The following is a 20775-nucleotide window of genomic DNA, read 5'->3' on the forward strand; positions in this document are numbered from 1 at the left end:
AAATGGCGCTCTCGGCAGGAATCGAACCTGCAACCTAGACTCCGGAGGTCCATGTGATATCCATTTCACCACGAGAGCGCGTTAGAAAAGGATTCTATTAGATTACCCTCGCCATTTCCATAAAGTTTTTGATATTTATTAGCTGTAGCATTACGGTTATTCAATTCGGTTCATTAAATTAACAATAAATACGATTTTTACGACAAACAAAAAGAAAAAGCACATAAAGATAAATATGTGCGTTTTTTGCGCCCTGTATTTTAGACAGCTTCTCTCAACGTTAAAAACTACATTTCTCAATTAAAAACTTTGCTTCATAGTGAAAGTATCAGAGCATGATTTTTCTAAATGACCGCGGATGCGACTTTAATGACCAAACGTTTATTTCACATTATCTTTTAGCGACGCTAAAGCCAATTTTAATTCTTTATTTTTTAAATAAGTGAGTAGCTGATTATGCTCTTCAAAACATTCTTTAGGTGTGCTGATACGTTTGTAGTTCATGCGCATACGATAAATAACAGGTTGCCATAAATTAACTAAATCATCACCACCAGCTTTGTGTACTATATATCGATGAAATGCCATATCAGTTTCGGTAACGAGTGAGTAATTTTCTTCTTCAAAAGCTTTGATCATAGTCGCCAAAATTTTATCAAGCTGAGAAAAATCTTCTTCTGTTAATTCATTAATAGTCATCTTTATCGCATGGGATTCAATTTTCACACGTAAATTAACCATTAAAGGCTGTAACTCAGCTTTTGGCGCACTGTTGACAATAACACCACAATTATTTTTTGAAATAAGTAAGCCTTCTTTAGTTAGCTGCAGTAATACATCACGCACGGGACCGCGAGAAACATTAAATCGAGCAGCTAGCTCTTGCTCTTTTAACTTCGTTTTTTCAGTTAAAACACCGTTAATAATATCAGCACGTAATTGACGCGCTATTTGTTCGCGTACTGAGACAATTGCAGTTGAGTCAAGCATGACTTATTCATCCTTCAAGTAACAGAAAATTATGGGGCACTATTTATTAGTAAGTGCCCATGATAACAAGGTTACAATAAATTGTTAACAATGATTTAGATAAACAGTCTTTTTATCAAGGTATTGCTCCAAACCATATTTACCATCTTCACCACCACAGCCACTCATTTTTAAACCATAATGAAAACCTTGATGTTGTTCACCAATACTACGGTTAACATAAATCTCACCTACTTCTAATTCATCTGTGCATTTTTCTATCCATGCCAAATTATTAGTATAAAGATAGGCAGACAAGCCAAATTCACAATCATTACTGAAAGCTATCGCTTGCTCTATCGAATTTATTTTTACCACCGGTAAAATTGGCCCAAAGCTTTCTTCATGAATAATGGTCATTTCTTGAGTAACATTTTCTAATACTGTTGGTTGATACCATGCGCCATTTTCATATCCTTCTACCTTGGCTCTAGCGCCTCCAAAAGCAATGGTTGCACCTTCTTCTACAGCTTGTTTTACTTGCCCGTCGATGAAGTCTACTTCTCGTTGATTAACTTTTGGACCCATTTCAGAGTCAGCAGCGAGTGGATCCCCTACCTTTAATTGGCTAACTCGTTTGATAAATTTTTGCATAAATTCATCATAAATATCTTCATGAAGATAGAGTCGTTCGGCACAGGTACAAACTTGCCCACAATTAGCAAATCTGGCCCAAAATAAATCTTCAACGGCATTGTCAATATTCACGTCATTCATCACAACAAAGGGGGCTTTACCGCCCAGTTCAAGCATTACATGGGTTAGATGTTCAGCACTGCTGTGATAAATTGATTGACCTGCTTTGGTACTGCCTGTCATGGTGATCATTTTCGTGATTGGACTTTCACAAAGGTATTTGCCGATAACTGAACCATTACCATTTACTATATTTAACACGCCTGCTGGAATTCCCGCTTCATTGGCTATTTTACCTAGCTCTAAAGTGGCTAATGGTGTTTCGGCAGTTGGTTTTATAACAATGCTATTACCAGTGATCAAAGCAGGTCCAATTTTTCTGCCTGCTAATGCTAAAGGAAAATTCCATGCGGTAATGCCGACCACAACGCCTTTAGGGTATTTGTGAATATAGAGTTTCTCACCTTCATTATCTGACGCTAAAATATCACCTTCCATCGTTAAGGCATTATCGCAAGCGTACTCAATAAATGTCGCTGTTGCTTCCACTTCACCTTCTGCAACCGAAAGCAACTTTCCTTGTTCTTGAACTAATAACCGAGCAAGATCATTTGCCTCTGCACGAATACCTGCAGCAAATTTTCGTAATATTTTAGCTCTATTACGGGCAGTAACTTTTTTCCATGATTTTTGCGCTTTATTGGCAATGTCTAATGCGTATTGTGCATCAGCAATACAACCTTCAGGAATGCTCGCTAGTTGCTCTCCTGTACTTGGGTTATATACTGGAATTTCTCCATCCGACTTAGAAGCAATATATTCGCCATTAATAAAATGTAGGTTATTTTTTATTTGATTCATTTTTATCTTCCCATCCAGCCACCGTCCACAAGGACAGTACTACCATTCATGTATGATGATGCATCCGAGGCTAAAAATACCACGGGACCCATAAAGTCTTCCGGTTTTCCCCAACGTCCTTGAGGAATACGGCTTAATATTGACGTACTACGTTCGCTATCATTTCTTAACGCCTCGGTATTATCGGTAGCAATATAACCAGGTGCAATCGCGTTAACATTGATCCCTTGCGATGCCCATTCATTAGATAAAGCCATCACCAACTGACCAATTGCACCTTTACTTGCCGCATACCCAGGGACATTTATTCCGCCCTGATATGTCAGTAGTGAGGCGGTAAAAATAATTTTACCTGCTTGTCGGCTCAACATCTCTTTGCCAATTTCCCTACTTAAAATAAATTGAGCATTAAGGTTAACTTCCATTACGGTATCAAACAATTCGTCATTATGTTCTGCCGCTGGCGCTCTTAATATAGTGCCTGCATTATTGACCAATATATCAATTACCGGATGATTTTCTTTTACTTTATTAATGAAATGATAAATATCATCACGTTGACTAAAGTCACATTGATAGGAGTGGAATTTCCTGCCAAGCTCAGTCACTAATGCCGAAATTTCAGAGCCTTCTTCTAATGAAGCCGAGACACCAATAATGTCTGCACCAGCTTCGGCCAAAGCTAAAGCCATAGCTTTGCCTATACCTCGTTTGCAACCAGTGACTAGGGCAACTTTACCCGTTAAACTAAATTTGTTTAAAATCATTGTTTCAATTTCCTACGGCTTACTTTAAATATTTGCTTGGCAAGAGACTAGTGCTTTCAGCCCTTGTGGATTACCCGACATTTGCGCGAACGCTTGCTTAATATCAGTTAAATCAGATACCGAAGTTATATAAGGTTCAATATCAATTTCTTTTTTAGCAATCAGCTCTATTGCTTTCTCAAAGTCTTGATGTTCATAAACCCGAGCACCTAATAGCTCCAGCTCTTTCCAAAAAAATTGAAATAGATCTATTGCCGGCTTTTCACTATGAATTGCTACCATACAGATACGAGCTCGCACAGCTGCAATTTCCGTCATCGCATCTATAGCTTGTTTCACGCCTGAAACTTCAAACACAACATCCGCGCCTTTGCCTTCAGTCCAGCTTGATACATACTCTGCAAGATCTTGCTCTATTGGATTAACCGTAAGAATGTCGTTAGCTTTGGCAAAATCCAATCGTGATTCATTCACTTCTGAAATAAGCACTTCTGCGCCAGTACTTTTAGCAACCTGTGCAACCAGTTGACCTATAGGCCCACCGCCAATAATCACGGCTTTTTCACCTGCAACTAATCGCGCTCTCGAAACATCATGGCAAGCAACTGCTAACGGCTCTATTAGGGCGCCCTGTTTAAGTGAAACAGTCTTTGGTAATTTATGCAGTGTCCTTGCTTTAACTGTCCAAAAATTCTGAAAAGCACCCGGGCTATCTATCCCCATAAATTTAAGGTTATGACAAATATGGCTATGACCTGAGTGACATGCAGGACAGTCGTCGCAATAATCTAAAGGTCTAACGACAACTTCATCGCCAAGGGAAAAGTCATTTACATCTTCACCTATTTCAACAATCGTTCCAGACATTTCATGACCAATGGTTTTAGGCGGAGCAACACGTTCGTCCATCACGCCATGATAAATATGCATGTCAGTACCACAGATGCCGACATAACCAACTGCTAATCGTACTTCATCAGCTTTTGGTGCGACCGTTTCTACTTCAGTAATTTTAAAATTTTTATTACCAATATATAGTGCTGCCTGCACAGTGTTTTTTTGATTTGTAGCTTGCATTAAAATTACCTTTTTATTAAATATTAATTCGATGAGGGCCTAATAAATCCATATCGAATATCACGCCATGGCCAGCATCCTGTGGGGCAACAGCCAAGCCTTCTATTAGCTTTAATGGGGTTTTGGTGTATCGATCGATTGGGAAAGAGTGTACTTCTAGGAAACCCGCGTGAGGTTGAGAGGCCATCAATGAGACATGTAACTCGTGCATACCATGACTACATACCGTTAAATTATTAGCCTGTGCTAAAGCCGCAACTTTTAACCAACCGGTAATTCCGCCAATATTAGACGCATCGGGTTGTAAATAACTGAGCTTAGCTTGGGCAATGGCATAACCAAATTCATAAATAGTATGTAAATTTTCTCCCATAGCGGTAGGAATATTAATGCTATCAGCAATACGACCAAAACCTTGATAATCGTCAGGTATGGTGGGTTCCTCAAACCAAGTAATGTCATACTGTTCAACGGCATTCGCTAACTTTATAGCTTGCTCAACTGACAATGAATAATTTGCATCGATCATAAATTTACGATCTTTCCCGAGTAAATTTCTAACCGCGGCAATTCGAGCAACATCAGTACGATAATCAGGTGAACCAACTTTTATTTTTACGGCATTAAAGCCATTATCTAAATAGTTTGAGATATTGGTGAGTAATTTTTCCTCTGAAAAATTCAAATCTATGCCGCCAGCATAAGCTTTGGTTTTATTGCTAGCCCCGCCAGCAACACACCACAATGGTTGATTTAAACGTTTGCAACGAATATCCCATAGCGCAATATCAACAGCTGAAATGGCAAATGAAACTAAACCTCCACGGCCAACATAATGTAAATGCCAGCCCATTTGGTCGTTAAGGTATTCAATGCGATTGGCATTTTCATTCATTAAAAACGGCTTTAGCTCATCTTCAAGTAATGAATAAATAGCTTTGCCACCTTTTCCACCCGTGTAGGTGTAACCAACGCCATGGTAACCATCTTGACAAGTTATCCGACAAAGAATTAATTCAAAATGAGTATGGTCACCATGCATCGCATCATTCAACACCTCATCTAAAGGAACTTGATAATACTCAATTTCAATATTTGTTATTTTACTATTACTATTTTTCATTACTTTGACAATCGTAAATTGTTAACAATATACTATACAGTGTACTTAATTATCTGATAAGGTCAATACATAGCCTGAAAAATATAGAGAAATAATCAATTTTCTATTTTTATTAACTGGCTAAAAGTAGAAGCTAAAAATTTATTAGTTAAGTTTTTCATCTTTATATTAGTTATGTCATTGATTGCTATTATGCTAGATATGAAAGATGAAAAAATGAAGAGTGAATTCAATAACAATCAAATGAAAGGAATAGGCTGATGCCCCACTTGTTAATGATAGGTGAGTGTATGATCGAGTTATCTCAAAATAATGAACTCGGTGAATATAAACAAAGTTTTGCTGGTGATGTATTTAATACAGGGGTTTATATTAAACGCTGCTTAAAAGACAGCGCACAAGTGAGTTTTCTATCAGTTATTGGAGAAGATAAATTGAGTACACAATTTTTGAATTTAATGGCTAATGAGCAAATTAACAGCCGTTATTTATATCGCTGTAAATCAAATAAAATGGGCCTGTATATCATTAATATTGATCAATATGGCGAACGAACTTTTGATTATTGGCGAGAAAATTCTGCCGCTAGACAACTGATGCAACTTATCAAGCAAGATAGTGACAAAATGGCTTTCAGCTCTGTTACTACTCTATTTTTTTCTGGTATTTCAATTGCGATTTTATCACCTGATGATTTGCAAGACTTTTGGAAATTTATTAAGTGTCGTCGCTCTCAAGGTTGCCAAATCGTTTTTGATCCTAATTATCGTCCTGCACTATGGCCTTCACCTGAACACGCAAAAGATGCATTTGAAATTGCTTACTCTCTATCAAACGTAGTATTACCTGGCGTAGATGATCATAAAAATTTATACAATCACCAAACTGCTGCTGAAATTGCCAGTCATTTAGAAGCGAAAGGCATAGGTGAAATCATTATAAAAAATGGCGATCTGGAGGTGCTTGTTAGTGCTAGAGGCAGACGAACTAAAATAGACATTATTCCTGTAACTGAAGTCGTAGATACTACTTCTGCTGGAGATGCCTTTAATGGCGGTTATTTGAGTGCCAGACAAAATGGTAAATCGGTAAAAGATGCGGTCATTTATGCCGCAAACGTTGCTGGTTGTGTTATTCAGCACAAAGGCGCAATTGTGCCAAAAGCTTGTTTTGACACTGCAATAACTCCTTTGGTGTGATTTACCCGTTTATGATTTCTTTGTTCGACCTTTGCTAATAATATCCGCTTTTATATGTGGCTCTAATGCCATGGTCGGCTGAAAAAAAGTGGCTTCATCATAACGCCCGACTTGATCTCTTGGGTTTCTAAAATACGCATTCTTTGAGCCTTGTTGCAAGTCACAATCAAACCTCACCAAAAATGAATTACTTTCTACTACCCGTCTAGCATCATTTGGATTAATGGTACTTTCACTAATATGGCTTAAGCCCCACGAGACACCTTGTCCGTTATTGCTGTCGTTAAATGCATCGGGACAAAATGGACCGCCAGCAACGGGTGGGCAAGTAACCGTTGCCATAATATTAAAATTAATGCCATCAGCAGCATACTGAATGGTATTTTTTTCGGGCCCATCAACACACAGTAATGCGGCAATACCTTCTTTGTATGGGAAAAGAAAGGTTTCATGGCCTGAATTTAATAATGGATTAATGTCAGGTTTGACATAGGGGCCATGTGGATTTTCTGCAATAGCAACACCTTGAGCTCTAACAAGCCAGTCTTTTTCTTTAGAAATTGGCTGTCCTTTATAGAATAACCAAATTCGTCCCTGATAAACGAGTGGATAGGGATCATGGATTGCTCCACCGTCCCACTCGTCATCGCTACCTAAATCAAGAATGCTATGCTCACATCGAGTCCAGGGGCCGTTGGCCGAATCAGCCCAAGCCATACTCACGTCACAATGATCACCTTTTTCACTCTGAAAAGTTCCAGTGAAGGTTTGAAAAAACAAGTAATACTTATCTTCAAAAACAAGGATATCTGGTGTAGTAGCTGATCTATCACCATATTGTCCTGCTGCAGTTCTTGATACAGCAACCCCTTGCTCTTGCCAATCAAAGCCGTCTTTACTGGTCGCATACCAAATATCAGCTAGATCCCAATCAACAGCAGGAAGCTCACCTGTACAACGATCCATGCCAACAGGGTTACTTTTAGTGGCGCGACGCGTATACCAAACGTAATAGGTGTCACCGACCAAAATAACTTTACTGGGATCACGTCTTGATACTTTCTCATCTTTACCAACGCCCGAGATGTAAGAGTATTTAAAGTTGGTAAAAAACTCATTATCTCTGTCATCAGGCTCTGGCCAAACGTCATAAAGCCGCTGCATTGCATGACTAAGCCCTTGAGGTTTATCTTTAGGAAGTTTTCCTAGCATTTTTGTTAACCCTAATTTTAATATTGTGAGCAAAAAATAAGGCTCTCTTTATTAAAAATAAAGAGAGCCTGTTTACTATAAATTAAACTTATTTATTAGAAAACAGCTCTTACACCTAAGCGTAACGTACGGCCATTATATGTTTGGTTGTAATTTCTATCTGTAGGTACGTCATCACCTTTAATTAAATTACCATCGGTACGTGCAGCAGAGAAAAATTCAGTACTTTCTTCTAATACATTACTTACGCTACCAATTAATTCAAAATTTTCTGTGAATTTATAACTAAACGATGCATCTAACTGACCATAATCATCGCGCCAAATAGCCATACCGTCTAAATTATTTATTGGATTCTCTAATGATTCTGAGCGCCAATTATAAGCAACACGAACCATTAAGTTATCATCTTCATAGAAACCCATAATGTTATAAGTATCTTCAGATTGATATTGATACGGTAGATCAACCGACTCATCACCAAAAGACTCTTTAAAGTAATCAGCTTCACTATCAGCATAGGTATAGTTCGCTTGAATACCAAAGTTTTCGAATCCTTTGATAAAGTCAAAATTAGTGAGGAAACCAAGTTCTAAACCACTGATTTTGCCACCTTCGCCATTAATAGGCATAGACACTGATTCAAAGAATAATGGAAATTCTTGTGGTGAAGGTAAAGCAACTTCACCTGCTAAAAAGTCTTCTTCAGTATAGAATGGTTCGCGAGTACCTATTTCAGTTTCATACCCTTCAACTTGTACTTTGCCTAATTCAACAAAATTAAAAATAAAAGTTTCAATATCTTTATAATATACCCCTGCAGAAAACATACCTGTTTCGCTGAAGTAATATTCATAAGAAAGATCGAATTGATTCGCTTCATACGGGTCTAACTTCACATTACCGCCAACGAATGAATCTTCATCAGCAACAGTCCAATCTGGATCATTAATGCCGTCGATATCATACCAACCATCAGTCGTGGTACTTGCCCCAGCTTTTGCTTGATTAAAATTAGGTCGCGCCATCACTTTAGCAGCTGCAAACCTAAGTACCATTTCACTATTAAGTTTGTAACTTAAATTAAGACTAGGCAAAACGTTGTCATAATCATGTTCTAAAGAAATTTGTTCTAATTCCATGCCATGAGTTGCTTCATAATAGCCGCCAGTTAAGGCTTTACTAGTAAGGTCTGTTTGGACATAACGTACACCAACATTACCTGTTAAGTCACCATCCAACATATCGATATTGGCTTGTAGATATACTGCCATGGTTTCTTCTTCATTATCTGCCGAGCCACGTCGATCAGGTGTCATCCCCATAGTTTCAAAGACGCTATCAAAGTCAGTAAAATAAGGAGTTGAACCATCGTCGGTGAAACCAAAGAGTTTATTCATATGAGCTGTATAGCTAGTGATAGCCGTATCAAAACTATGGATCGAATTCCATCCTGTAGGCACTCCAGAATTTGCATTTCCGCCCATAAAGTTTTTCGGGTCAAATCGCTCAGCATTCGCATCATGAAATAAAGGTTCAGCGCCCCATAAGCTCCAGCCACCATTATAATCTTCAAATGCGATTTCCCAAGGGCCAAGGTGCTGTGATGCACTTAGGGTTTCTTTAGTTCGTTTATTCCAACGAGCACCTACTTCAACAGAACTAAACAGTTCACTGCTATCTAAATCATATTCGGCGTCTACTTTAAATGAGGTGTCTTCATCGGTATTTTCTACCGGCAAACGCATAATTGGCCCTTGGTTCAAACGGTTAAGGTTAAAATCAACTAAGCCATCTTGCTCGTATGTTTCACCAGCATGGTTGTCAGTCTTAGCAGCATCGTAATATTCTGTTCCCCAAGGTAAATAAGAGTATTGACGATCAGAGCCAAGTTTAAATAACGCATCATGTTGATCGCCGTTTAACCACCAGTGGTCAAAATTATACAATTGTTGAGTCAGCTGTTCGGTTTCAGCTTTGGAATAACCAGCTGCAAATGAAAGGGTCCATTTTTCTAACTCTATTTCAGCACCAAGTTGTACAGTTAGCGTATCAATATCTGCGCCAATATTTTCATCAACAGGAGAAATATATAAGTTATCAACGGCAAATTCAGTCATGGTATTGGTACTAGGATCAGTAACAACAGAGTCTGCATCAATAGCCCCATAGCCATAAGGAATCCAGCTGGTAAATGAATGGGTTAGAAAATCATCTTCCACTTTGCTGTAGGTTACATCTAAATAGCTATCAATGTTGTCGGCTGGTTGCCACTGCAGGTTGACTAAAACAGAGCTACGTTCGCGCTCACGACCTTGGGCAGAAACGCCCCAACGAGTTGGGTAAAAGCCTTGCTCAGATTCTTCCCAACTCCAGTTTGACATAGAATCTGTTCGAGTATCTATTTGTTCATGTGATACCGCGGCAGCAATACCAAATGTATCACTTAGTGGCGTCATATAAGAAAAAGTAAAAGCGGGAGAGGTCTCTTCATTATTTTCATTATAAACAGCTTCAACAAAAGCCGTGCCTTTAGCTTCACCAACATCGAGAGGTCGAGCCGTTAAGATATTAATCGTACCACCGATACTACCTTCCATATGTTTTGCCATAGGCGATTTATAAACCTCTATGGCAGAGATCATAGAAGAAGGCATACTACTAAAATCAATGCCGCGTCCTTCACCTGCTGATGCTACTGTTTGACCATTAATTAAAGTAAGGTTTAGATTGTCGGCAATGCCACGTATAGTTACTGAAGTTCCTTCTCCGTTATCTCGAGCTATACCCACACCAGTAATGCGTTGTAATGCTTCGGCAATATTTCTATCGGGCATTTTACCTATATCTTCAGCCACTATAGTATCAGACACCACCTCGCTAAACCGTTTACGATTAACCGCTTCGGATAACGAACCACGAAGACCAGTTATTTGAATAACTTCGACTTCGTCGGTGCTTGCTTCGTTTGTTTCTTCGGCCGCAAGGACTGATGGTGCAGTAAGGGTTAGTACAGCTATAGCGTTTATACACGCAAGGTTTAACTTATTTCGATAGAACTGTTTCATGGCTTTGCCTGTTATTTATATAGTTATTTAGAAAACCAAACTAGAACTTTATTCATCCCATAAACTCAGTACTAGTTTTAGATAGTAACGTATCAAATTAAACATTGTCAAAACAAAACAATACAATTGCAGATTGTTAACAATATTAGATTTAATTAATTTATAACTTCCTTTTTACAGATTGTCAACAATTTACATAGTTTATTTTTTGCTCACGTATTTCATTTATATAAATCCCTATTCAGCATCGCAATTGTGTATTGTTGACAATGGGTGTGGGGTATGTAAAAAATAGTCGTTAAAGAAAATTAATAATGACTCGCGATAATGTTAGCCAGATAGTAAATAGCTAAATTAATACATGAATAAGCTGAAGCAGTATTGGCGGTATTAACAAAACTAAGAATAAGGTGAAAAAGTGAAAACGGTACAACTAATATATATCGCCATCTTTGGATTATTATTTGCGTGTGCTGAACAAGATAAACCAGAAGAGTCCACAGCCAAAACAGAAACTACTGCGAGAATAAAGCCTGAATCTTTTATTAGAAAATCCAGTATTTTTTTCACTCAACCGCTTCGAAATGAAATCTCAAACCATGATCATGGCAAATATACTGATTATCATGTTGATGCCACTATGTGGGGCTTCCTGCCTCCTTCTTTTACTAATTTTGATTTTCAAACAAATTTAACAACAACAATGAATAGTTATGTTACTGACACTATTAATCATGACCTTGCTGATGTTGGTTGGGTTTCACGCATAGAATGGGATGTTATTTGGAATGGGATGACATCAAAATATCCTCAAACTTTCCAACAAGCGATGGTTAAACGACTCGATGGCTCAAGTCTGGAAATAAAATGGTTTCCAGGTCATTATTTTTTTTCAACTCACCATCCGTTATTTCGCGAGTATATTGAATGGCAAATTCAAGATGTTGCTTTTTATGATAATGAAAACGTCATTAATAGAGTCGATGCTATCTTGTTTGATTCACAACATTCCAATCCAGCACAATATTATTTAGGTGGAGATTTTAGTGAACATTGCATGGCTAATTTTAATACTTGGTTGGTCAAAAACTTTAGTAATGATGAATTAATTGCACTTGGTATTACTAATATATCAACATTTCACTACGGTGACTTTTTAAAAACTGCTGGATATACCGCGGCTCAATATGAGGCTGAAACCACCACTATTCCCAATAAAATTCCGTTAAACAATGAATACCGCCATTTTTTACAAGATTGGAACAATAGCTACTTAGCTGAATTAGTTCAATACACTGATGAAGTTGCCAAGGCAAAAGGTTACCCCTATCAAGAAGGTGTTGGCTATATTGAGGTAGGCACCAGTTCACCGATACTTGATCCCTATTGGAATGGGATAAGAATGCCCTTTAATGATGAATTTGATTTCTATGTGCAAGAATTTAACCATCGTGCCACCGAGCAGAAAATTAATGGTGACGTAATGCTAATGTACAAACTAGCAGAAGCTATTAATAAACCTTTAGCTTTAACCGCACTGCCTTATCCTGATTGGAATTATATGGTTGATCATCCTGAAGCGGTTGATTTAGTGCGTACATGGATAGCACTCGCGTATGCTAATGGCCAAATTTTTATGGCACCTGAACATATGTGGGCTTATCAGGGGGCATTGCAGCGTTATTACGATCCAGCCATAGGGGATTACGATTATATTTATGCTTGGATAAACGAAAAGTCGCTCATGTTTGATGGCTATGAAACGGTCGCTAACGTTGGCTTAGTATATAGTCACAAAGCTTACCGTGAAACTCAATACGATGAGTTAGATGTATTTTTGGCAGCCTCAGATCTCATGGAACAAAATATCCCTTATAAATTATTAGTCGCTGGTGATAGCTGGTGGCCAAAATATTTAACCGATAGTGATCAAAGCCATGATATGGACAATTTTAACGTGATTGTAAAAACTGACTTTAATGGCGCAACACTTAGCTCATCACAAACAGCAAAGCTTAATTATTATCGAAATAAAGTTGTAAAGTGGTCAGGTAAAGCGTCAATAACTGATTTATTGCCAAAAGAGGTAGCCGTTGATGTTGCACAGGTTGCGCTGTTCCCTAGAGAAAATCCAACCTTAAATGCAACAATGAGCAATGCACCGCGCATTATGCATTTGGTAAACAGAGACTACAATGCCATAACGAGTAGCCTAAACCCAAAAACCAATTTAACCGTAACAATTAACGACAGTTTATATACTGATGTCACATCAGGTTTTGTTGGCGCCACTTATACTCAAGCAGGACAATCAGCCATTCAGTTAGATATCAGCTACGAAAATGGTATCACTAGCGTGAAAATACCAGAATTAAAAAGTTGGGGGTTAATTGAACTATACCCGTTACCATTCAAAGTGCAGTAATTCAGATGTACACATTAAAATCAAATTGATAGTAATTTAAATAAAAAATGTTTACAGCATGTTATTCAATTGCTACATTGGTTTGTAAATTGTTAACAATATTTATTTCTTAATTGTCTTGAATATTAAAAAACATTTCAATCAAAGGTAATAAACAATGACGACATGCACTGAAGTGGTTACTTCCTCAGATTCATATAAGGATATCATGCCAAGAACAACAAAAATTAACTATGGTATAGGAGATTTTGGCAATAACATTATTTGGCATACCATGGGGATATGGCTTGCGTATTTTTATACGGATGTTTACGGTTTAAGTGCAAGTCATGTTGCTGTTATGTATTTAATGCTAAGAATATTTGATGCGATAACCGACCCATTAGTAGGCTTATTGGTTGATAGAACTCGCACTAAACATGGTAGCTGTCGTCCATTTATTCTTTATGGCACTATTCCATTAGCAATAACTTTCATCATGTTATTTTATACGCCAGATCTCGGTGAAACAGGTAAGCTTGTTTATGCTTATGTAAGTTTTTCCTTACTTACCCTTGCTTATACGTTAGTCAATGTCCCATTTTCTGCAATGGCCGGATTTTTAACACGTGATTCAGACGAAAGAACCATGCTGCAATCTTTTCGATTTGGCCTAGGCATGCTTGCCTCAGTTTTTGTTTCATACAGCACACTATCTTTAGTCGGCTTATTTGGTCAAGGTAACGATCAACAAGGTTTCTTTTATACAGCAGTTGTTTTTGCTTTATTGATAGTCGGTTGTTTATATTATTGTTTTTTTACCGTTAAAGAAGTTTACCCAGCCCCTGCTTTAAAAAATGACGAAAAAATGGGGTTAAAAGATCTCATTGGCAGCATTAAAGAAGCCTTTAATAACCAGCAATTAGTAATACTTTTTCTAGGCAATATTCTCTTTTTTATCATTTTAACATTAAAGGCAACCCCTACTGTTTATTATGTCAAAGAAGTATTGATAGACGCTGAACATATGATGACAACTTTCATAACATGGGGAACTGTCGGTGCAACATTAGGGGCGGCATTGTCAGGATTAATGTGGACAAGGTTCGATAAAGTACGCGCTTACAAAATATTAATGTTTGTTTGTGGTGTACTTACTGCTATCCCTTACTGGCTACCAGGCGATGCTTTTTCATCGATATTAATATTAGGTACTGTTGTTTCATTTCTATCATTAAGCATGGTGCCACTTATTTGGAGTATGTTGAGTGATGTTGTTGATTATCAAGTCACGCTGACTGGCAAAAATATGTCAGGACTGTTTTTTGCCCTATTTCTATTTACCCTAAAAGTAGGGCTAGGTGTCGGAGGTGCATTAGCTCTTTGGATTATGGGTGAAACTGGCTATGTCGCTAATATTGCTCAACAAACTCCTGAAGTCGTCGAAAGTATAAATTTTATTAGTACCTTATTACCGGGCATTCTCTTTATTGTTGCAGGCATGATTATGATGTTTTACACCCTAGATAAAGAAAAACGCGCAGAAATAAAATTAAAGTTGTATGGAGAATAATTAGGTGAGTAAGTTAGACAAAAATATGAGTGCAGCAATGCAGCGTCATCAAATGGATGATAGTGAGAATGAATTATATACCCGGTTTCGCTATCAACCAGTAACAGGCTTAGGCTATGAAAAAGGGGTTAACCGTCGCGATCCCAGTACTATTATCAAGGCAAATGGAAAATACTATATTTGGTATACCCGAAATGAATACCAGCAATCAAGTTGGTTAGATGCTGATATTTGGTATGCAACAAGTGACGATGGCATTGCCTGGCAAGAACAAGGGCCGGCCGTAACAAGAGGGCCAGAAGGCTCGTGGGATGAATACAGTGTGTTTACCACTGAAATATTAGTTGCAGAAAACAAATATTATTTATGCTATCAGGCGAAGCAAAATAATGACCCGTTAAATCTCGTAGGTATGGCAACAGCAGAAAGCCCTGATGGGCCATGGACAAAATTAGCAGAGCCTATTTTAGAGCCTTGCCGTGATGGTAAACTTATTAACCCTAAAGAGCACGGGGACTCTAATTGGGGTGCGGCTTTAGAGATGGGTTCATGGGATAGCGGTGCAATACATGATCCCGGCATTATTAAATTTAATGGCCAATATTATTTGTATTATAAAGGACATGCTATTGGTGAAAAAATGTTTACCGATTCCAAATGGGGGCTAGCTATCGCTGATCACCCAGAAGGTCCATATGTTAAGCATGCAGCTAATCCTGTGTCTAATAGTGGTCATGAAACGTGGGTATTTCCATGGAAAACTGGCATGGCGGCAATCGTTGATTGGGCAGGACCAGAAAAAGGCACCATTCAATACTCTGAGAACGGTATAGACTTTGAAATTGTCACAACGCTTGAAGATATTCCCCCAGCAGGTGGTGCTTATGTACCAGACAAATTCTTAAATAACGGCGATGGACAGGGGTTCTCATGGGGACTTGCACATTACGGCGCTTCAGATTGGTGCTTTTTAGTCGGCTTTACGTGTGATTTAACACGTCATGGAGAAAAAGATTTAGGCTGGCACGGTTTCCCACACTACAGCACTATAAGAGATGTAATGAAAGAGCCTGAACGTTTTGGCATTACAAGAGACAATTTATTTCAAAAAAAGTAAATTCCCTAAGGAAAACAAAACCTAAATTGAGTTGTGCCATTAGCCACTTCCGCTTATGGCACAACCCTGCTCGATAAATAATTTACCAAGGATATAATTTTCGTTCTCGGAATAATTCTCCTGTTGGTCCATCCGCATCTATCGTTGCTAACCAAACTGGCGTATCCGCAGGTTCGACTCCTGTCGGGAAGGCCATTTCAAACTCAACGTTTTGAACTTTCTTTTGCTGTTATCAGCCAAGTCACCGCCTTGTTTTCTGATTATTATGCCCAATACTAATTACAGGCATAATTAAAAGGAAACAAATATGACACAGCTTAAAGTAAGCTATTTTGATGTAGATGGTGGCCGTGCAGAGCCAATAAGACTAGCATTTCACTTGGGTGGTATAGCATTTGAAGATTACCGCTTCCCATACACTGATTTCCCACAAGAAGCAGCAAAAACACCGCTTGGGCAGGTGCCTGTTTTATACGTAGATGACGTTTTAATCACTCAGTCGAGTGCAATTTTACGTTACGCTGGCAAGTTAACCAATTTGTACCCTGATGATGTATACCAAGCGCTAATTTGTGATGAAGTGATCGACGTAGCTGAAGACATTATTAACAAAATTGTGCCTACTTTATTTTTAGAAGGTGACGCACAAAAAGTTGCAAGAAAACAATTAGCTCAAGATGGTTTACCAAAATATTTAAGCCATATAGAGAGTAAGTTAATTCAACAAGGTGGTAAGTACTTTGCTGATAATAAACTTAGTATTGCTGACTTAAAAGTTATGTCGATTGTAGGCTGGTTAAATTCTGGAGGTTTGGATCATTTGCCAACGGATCTAGTTGCCAATATTGCGCCACAATTAAACCAACATATGCAACTGATCAGCAGCAATGCTGATATTGCAAACTATTATGCCAATCGCTAATTTATAATAATCAGCCAACCTTTCATCATCAATGTGAGGTTGGCCGCTCTACTTCCCTGAAGTAAGCCAAATAGATGAGCTAATGATAAAATTCAAAAAATATTCTCTTTTAGTATTCATCCTTGCAAATTTTTCTTATGATACTGATTAATGTTTAATCCCTGATTCATGTTATGACCGATAAAACCAGACCTATTGAAAAACCAGTAGAAAAACAACAGCAGTGCCATGTGGTTCTTGCAGGTAATTTAGTTGCCAAGCCTGAGATACGTTATCGAGCAAACCCTGTTGTGCCAATTGCAGAATTTGTTATTGCTACCAATCAGTCGTGGTTTGACAAAAAAACTAATTCGTTTAAAGACTGGACCAGCTACCATAGCTGTCATTTTGAAGGTCACGATGTAGAAAAGCATTTTTTATATGCCGATAAAGGACAGTTGCTTCTTATTCATGGCGCACTGGCCACAAGCAATAAACGACAAAAAGATTTTATCCAAATTGAGTCTTTATCAGTACTGGGCAAAGGTATTCACCTGGGCATCAATCAACTGATTTGTAATGCAACATTAGTGTCAGAGGTTAAATTAGTCACAACTGAAAATAACGTCAGCTTGGCGGAATTTACCGTAACCATTAATGAACCGGGGTTTGTTGAGTCCGATCATCACTTTAAAGGACAAAAAATTACTCGCCTTGTCCACCTTTGGGGGAAAAGTGCTGAGTTTTTTGCAAATAAAGCCAGCATTAACGAACAAATACTTATAGAAGGCACGGTAAGCTACCTTAGTACGAATAAAAAACAGCACCTGATAGAGGCGAAGAAAGTCATCATTTGTCCTGCCCTTTAGCTGCTGTTGTGCTGTTGATGAAATCATTTTGGTTAAAATATAAAGCCTCTATTACATTTTTAGGGGTGTTTTTTCTGATCAGTGCAGGTATCGCACTACTCTTTAATTTTTCTGGCCTGTTATCTCACTTTGACCAAGCTTGGGTTGATAACAACATTAACCAGCAAGGTACTAATGGCATAATATATTTTATTGCTGTAATTGCCTTAGCAACCAGTATAAGCCTGCCAAGACAAGTAGCTGCCTTTGCTGCAGGTTATGCATTTGGTGTCTGGCAAGGTACATTAGTAGCTACATTTGCCGCCGCACTAGGTTGCAGCATAACGTTTTACACTGCACGATTTATTGCCCGTCCATTGGTGATAAAACGCTTTAGTGACAAAGTTGAAATTTTTAATAATTTTCTGCAAAAAGACACCTTTCAAAAAACCTTTATTATCCGTTTAATTCCTGCCGGCAATAATTTTTTATTAAACCTATGTTCAGGTGTTGGTGACATTGACGCGAAACGGTTTATCAGCGCATCGTATTTAGGTTTCTTTCCACAAATGGCAATATTTGCTTTAGCGGGCAGCGGTATTCAAATGAAGTCTTATTGGCAAATTGGAGCAAGCGGTGCGTTAAGCGTTATTGCCTGTATTCTAAGTTACCGTTTGTATAAGCGTTACCAAAGCGAGCTTAACGCTCACCCCAAGACCATTAAATAATAGATGATTCTGTAATCGATAAGTTGATTTTCTTATTTGGAAAGTCAGCTATAAATCGCTAAAATCCTCCCAAACACTCAAATAATATCTGAATGAGATAAAGATGATCGAACGTATTGAAACCAAACAACGCATGAGCCGTATTGTAAAACATAACGGGACCATTTATTTATGTGGTCAAGTTTGTAAGGATGCCGAGCAAGGTATAACCGAGCAAACTCAAACCATGCTGGACAAAGTTGAAGACTTATTAGAACAAGCTGGTAGCGATAAAGAACACATTTTATCTGCAACTATTTACGTTAAAACGATGGATGATTTTGCCGCAATGAATGCCGTTTGGGATAATTGGGTGCCTGAAGGGTTTGCACCGGCAAGAGCCTGCGTTGAAGCAAGTATGGCTAGAGATGCATTGTTAGTTGAAATATCTGTAGTTGCTGCTGAAAAGTAAAACCTTACTCAAGAAACAAGCCCTCCCTTTCCCCCATCCCTGGTTTGGGAGGATAAGCACCTCCATGTGCAAAAAAGGCCCTGATAGGGCCTTTAATTTAAAACATAGTGTTTAGCTTATTTAAGCGTAGTTAAATGCAATACTAAGTTTTTGTAATCATTCAAAAAGTCACTACGGTTTAATCCGCCAGCTTCAACTTTATAACGACCATTAACGATAATGGTTGGTACACCAGTTAACGCGCCTTTACGAGTCATTTCATCTTGAAGTTTTTTCATTTGTTTCGCTTTTGAGTTAACACCAAAGCTAGACATTAATTTTTCAAATTTTTCACCGTCTGCGCCAACACCTTCAAATAACTTTCGTAATTCTGCAGTAGAAGCCAATGGCTTACGCTGAACTTGAATGGCATCAAACATTGCCGCAATTAGTTGCTCTTCTTGAGGCATATGCTCTGCAACAATCATTGCTTTAGTAATGTTGAACTGTACTTCAGGGCTTGCTGCACGTAAAAAATCAACATGATTCTTTTCAAAGCTCACGCCTTCAGGTAAAGACTTTTTAATGTCTTTCATTAGTGGTTCAAAACGTAAACAGTGTGGACAGTAAAATGAAAAATATTCACGTACTTCAGGTTTTGCTGAAGCAGTATCACTTACCACAGTGTAATGTGTGCCTTCTTTATAATCGGCTGCCTGTGAAGACGCTGACGCAAACAGGGCCACAAAAATCAAACTAATAAACTTTTTCATTACTTAACAAATTCCTTGCATATATTTTTATATTTATGACTTGGTGCTAGTTACCTAAGTTCAAACTTAAGCTTGGCTCTTGTAAAATAGCGTGCTGCTCTTTTAACATTAAGATCTGCTGCTCCCAGTATTTTTCGGTATTAAACCAAGGAAAATTTCTTGGGAACGCTGGATCTTGCCAACGCTTAGTTAACCATGCCATATAATTGATTAATCTCATTGAACGCAATGATTCTATCAGTGTTAGCTCATTATGTTCAAATGAAAAAAACTCTTCATAGCCCATTAATAACGTATCCAATTGTAACAATCTATTTTGACGATCGCCAGAAAGCATCATCCACAGGTCTTGAATGGCAGGACCAGTGCGACAATCATCGAGATCAACAAAGTGCGGTCCATCATCAGTCCACAGTATATTTCCTGCATGACAGTCACCATGTAAACGTATCTGTTTAGTTGGTTTATATTGATCTTTGGCAATATCTATCACCTGATCCAGTACCGTAAAGAATGGAAGTTGCAAGCCTGAACTTACCATATTGCCATCGGTAATGATTTCTCGGGCTTGAATTAAGCTTTCTTCGGTAGTTATTTGCGGGCGGCACTCAAATGGTTTAGTGCTGGCAACAGCATGTATTCTACCAACAAAGCGTCCCATCCATTCTAATTGGTCTAAATTATCAACTTCAAAAATTCTGCCACCACGACAAGGAAATACTGCGAAGGTAAAGCCCTGATGAGTAAAAATGCTTTGCCCATCTCTCACTAATGGTGCAACCATTGGTAACTCTGCTGCGGCAAGCTCTAAAGCAAAGTCATGTTCCTCTTGAATTTGCGCTAGGGTCCAGCGATTCGGTCGATAAAACTTAGTGACATACTTCACCAAATCATCATCATGAAATTGATAAACCCGGTTCTCATAACTGTTTAACGCCAGCAAACCACTGGCAACACTAAAACCTGCAGCTTCTAAACCATCAATAATGGTTTCAGGCCTAAGGGATGCAAAACTAAAATCTGCCAAAT

The 20775-nt window shown here is 38.2% G+C and carries 17 protein-coding genes and 1 tRNA gene; 8 read left to right on the top strand and 10 right to left on the bottom strand.

Annotation, left to right across the window (positions count from 1 at the left end):
* Window positions 1–3: 3 nt before the first annotated feature.
* The 6 genes from RI845_RS18390 to RI845_RS18415 all read right to left on the bottom strand — a co-directional run bounded on the left by RI845_RS18390 (window position 4) and on the right by RI845_RS18415 (window position 5493).
* Window positions 4–78: transfer RNA gene (locus RI845_RS18390), tRNA-Arg, on the bottom strand.
* A 303-nt stretch (window positions 79–381) separates the two neighbouring features.
* Window positions 382–990 carry a GntR family transcriptional regulator gene (locus RI845_RS18395; RefSeq protein ID WP_348387630.1) on the bottom strand — a complete coding sequence of 203 codons (609 nt, stop codon included), beginning with the start codon at window positions 988–990 and terminating at the stop codon, window positions 382–384.
* Between the two features lie 84 nt (window positions 991–1074).
* A complete protein-coding gene (gene aldA / locus RI845_RS18400) occupies window positions 1075–2526 on the bottom strand; it encodes an aldehyde dehydrogenase (RefSeq protein ID WP_348387631.1) in 1452 nt (483 codons plus the stop codon).
* 2 nt (window positions 2527–2528) lie between these two features.
* Window positions 2529–3290 carry an SDR family oxidoreductase gene (locus RI845_RS18405; RefSeq protein WP_348389561.1) on the bottom strand — a complete coding sequence of 254 codons (762 nt, stop codon included), beginning with the start codon at window positions 3288–3290 and terminating at the stop codon, window positions 2529–2531.
* A 27-nt stretch (window positions 3291–3317) separates the two neighbouring features.
* On the bottom strand, window positions 3318–4343 hold the full coding sequence (locus tag RI845_RS18410) for a zinc-dependent alcohol dehydrogenase (protein WP_348389562.1): 1026 nt from the start codon (window positions 4341–4343) through the stop codon (window positions 3318–3320).
* A gap of 43 nt (window positions 4344–4386) precedes the next feature.
* Entirely contained in the window at window positions 4387–5493 is a 1107-nt protein-coding gene (locus RI845_RS18415) for a mandelate racemase/muconate lactonizing enzyme family protein (protein ID WP_348387632.1), read from the bottom strand.
* Window positions 5494–5768: 275 nt separating this feature from the next.
* Here RI845_RS18415 and RI845_RS18420 point away from each other — a divergent pair, with 275 nt between their 5' ends.
* On the top strand, window positions 5769–6692 hold the full coding sequence (locus tag RI845_RS18420; RefSeq protein ID WP_405054135.1) for a sugar kinase: 924 nt from the start codon (window positions 5769–5771) through the stop codon (window positions 6690–6692).
* A 9-nt stretch (window positions 6693–6701) separates the two neighbouring features.
* Here the strand turns inward: RI845_RS18420 and RI845_RS18425 are convergent, their stop codons facing one another.
* Together RI845_RS18425 and RI845_RS18430 are read right to left on the bottom strand one after the other, a co-directional pair.
* Window positions 6702–7904 (bottom strand): glycoside hydrolase family 117 protein, encoded by a 1203-nt coding sequence (locus RI845_RS18425; protein WP_348387634.1) that lies wholly within the window; start codon window positions 7902–7904, stop codon window positions 6702–6704.
* A gap of 95 nt (window positions 7905–7999) precedes the next feature.
* The gene (locus RI845_RS18430; protein WP_348387635.1) at window positions 8000–10972 is read right to left on the bottom strand and encodes a TonB-dependent receptor; all 2973 of its coding nucleotides are present in this window, start codon (window positions 10970–10972) and stop codon (window positions 8000–8002) included.
* Window positions 10973–11390: 418 nt separating this feature from the next.
* Here RI845_RS18430 and RI845_RS18435 point away from each other — a divergent pair, with 418 nt between their 5' ends.
* The 7 genes from RI845_RS18435 (at window position 11391) to RI845_RS18465 (ending at window position 18994) form a co-directional block, all read left to right on the top strand.
* Window positions 11391–13397 carry a hypothetical protein gene (locus RI845_RS18435; RefSeq protein ID WP_348387636.1) on the top strand — a complete coding sequence of 669 codons (2007 nt, stop codon included), beginning with the start codon at window positions 11391–11393 and terminating at the stop codon, window positions 13395–13397.
* Window positions 13398–13554: 157 nt separating this feature from the next.
* Window positions 13555–14949 (top strand): glycoside-pentoside-hexuronide (GPH):cation symporter, encoded by a 1395-nt coding sequence (locus RI845_RS18440; RefSeq protein WP_348387637.1) that lies wholly within the window; start codon window positions 13555–13557, stop codon window positions 14947–14949.
* A 4-nt stretch (window positions 14950–14953) separates the two neighbouring features.
* Complete coding sequence (locus RI845_RS18445) at window positions 14954–16066, top strand: glycoside hydrolase family 117 protein (protein WP_348387638.1); 1113 nt, start codon at window positions 14954–14956, stop codon at window positions 16064–16066.
* A 307-nt stretch (window positions 16067–16373) separates the two neighbouring features.
* Window positions 16374–16988, top strand: coding sequence for a glutathione S-transferase (locus RI845_RS18450; protein WP_348387639.1), 615 nt, complete (start codon window positions 16374–16376; stop codon window positions 16986–16988).
* 173 nt (window positions 16989–17161) lie between these two features.
* Window positions 17162–17836 (top strand): single-stranded DNA-binding protein, encoded by a 675-nt coding sequence (locus RI845_RS18455; RefSeq protein WP_348387640.1) that lies wholly within the window; start codon window positions 17162–17164, stop codon window positions 17834–17836.
* Window positions 17837–17853: 17 nt separating this feature from the next.
* The gene (locus tag RI845_RS18460) at window positions 17854–18543 is read left to right on the top strand and encodes a TVP38/TMEM64 family protein (protein WP_348387641.1); all 690 of its coding nucleotides are present in this window, start codon (window positions 17854–17856) and stop codon (window positions 18541–18543) included.
* 103 nt (window positions 18544–18646) lie between these two features.
* The gene (locus tag RI845_RS18465) at window positions 18647–18994 is read left to right on the top strand and encodes a RidA family protein (RefSeq protein ID WP_348387642.1); all 348 of its coding nucleotides are present in this window, start codon (window positions 18647–18649) and stop codon (window positions 18992–18994) included.
* 116 nt (window positions 18995–19110) lie between these two features.
* Here RI845_RS18465 and RI845_RS18470 read toward each other — a convergent pair whose 3' ends face one another.
* Both RI845_RS18470 and RI845_RS18475 read right to left on the bottom strand, forming a co-directional pair.
* Window positions 19111–19746 (bottom strand): thiol:disulfide interchange protein DsbA/DsbL, encoded by a 636-nt coding sequence (locus RI845_RS18470; RefSeq protein WP_348387643.1) that lies wholly within the window; start codon window positions 19744–19746, stop codon window positions 19111–19113.
* A 46-nt stretch (window positions 19747–19792) separates the two neighbouring features.
* On the bottom strand, window positions 19793–20773 hold the full coding sequence (locus RI845_RS18475) for a serine/threonine protein kinase (protein ID WP_348389563.1): 981 nt from the start codon (window positions 20771–20773) through the stop codon (window positions 19793–19795).
* Window positions 20774–20775: the final 2 nt, after the last annotated feature.

Source organism: Thalassotalea nanhaiensis, assembly GCF_031583575.1.
Classification (GTDB): Bacteria; Pseudomonadota; Gammaproteobacteria; order Enterobacterales; family Alteromonadaceae; genus Thalassotalea_A; species Thalassotalea_A nanhaiensis.

What these genes read in the sequence shown, in the direction of transcription:
- RI845_RS18395 (WP_348387630.1), bottom strand. Translation starts at nt 990, where the DNA reads ATGCTTGACTCAACTGCAATTGTCTCAGTACGCGAACAAATAGCGCGT.
- aldA (WP_348387631.1), bottom strand. Translation starts at nt 2,526, where the DNA reads ATGAATCAAATAAAAAATAACCTACATTTTATTAATGGCGAATATATT.
- RI845_RS18415 (WP_348387632.1), bottom strand. Translation starts at nt 5,493, where the DNA reads ATGAAAAATAGTAATAGTAAAATAACAAATATTGAAATTGAGTATTAT.
- RI845_RS18420 (WP_405054135.1), top strand. Translation starts at nt 5,769, where the DNA reads ATGATAGGTGAGTGTATGATCGAGTTATCTCAAAATAATGAACTCGGT.
- RI845_RS18425 (WP_348387634.1), bottom strand. Translation starts at nt 7,904, where the DNA reads ATGCTAGGAAAACTTCCTAAAGATAAACCTCAAGGGCTTAGTCATGCA.
- RI845_RS18430 (WP_348387635.1), bottom strand. Translation starts at nt 10,972, where the DNA reads ATGAAACAGTTCTATCGAAATAAGTTAAACCTTGCGTGTATAAACGCT.
- RI845_RS18440 (WP_348387637.1), top strand. Translation starts at nt 13,555, where the DNA reads ATGACGACATGCACTGAAGTGGTTACTTCCTCAGATTCATATAAGGAT.
- RI845_RS18450 (WP_348387639.1), top strand. Translation starts at nt 16,374, where the DNA reads ATGACACAGCTTAAAGTAAGCTATTTTGATGTAGATGGTGGCCGTGCA.
- RI845_RS18455 (WP_348387640.1), top strand. Translation starts at nt 17,162, where the DNA reads ATGACCGATAAAACCAGACCTATTGAAAAACCAGTAGAAAAACAACAG.
- RI845_RS18460 (WP_348387641.1), top strand. Translation starts at nt 17,854, where the DNA reads ATGAAATCATTTTGGTTAAAATATAAAGCCTCTATTACATTTTTAGGG.
- RI845_RS18465 (WP_348387642.1), top strand. Translation starts at nt 18,647, where the DNA reads ATGATCGAACGTATTGAAACCAAACAACGCATGAGCCGTATTGTAAAA.
- RI845_RS18470 (WP_348387643.1), bottom strand. Translation starts at nt 19,746, where the DNA reads ATGAAAAAGTTTATTAGTTTGATTTTTGTGGCCCTGTTTGCGTCAGCG.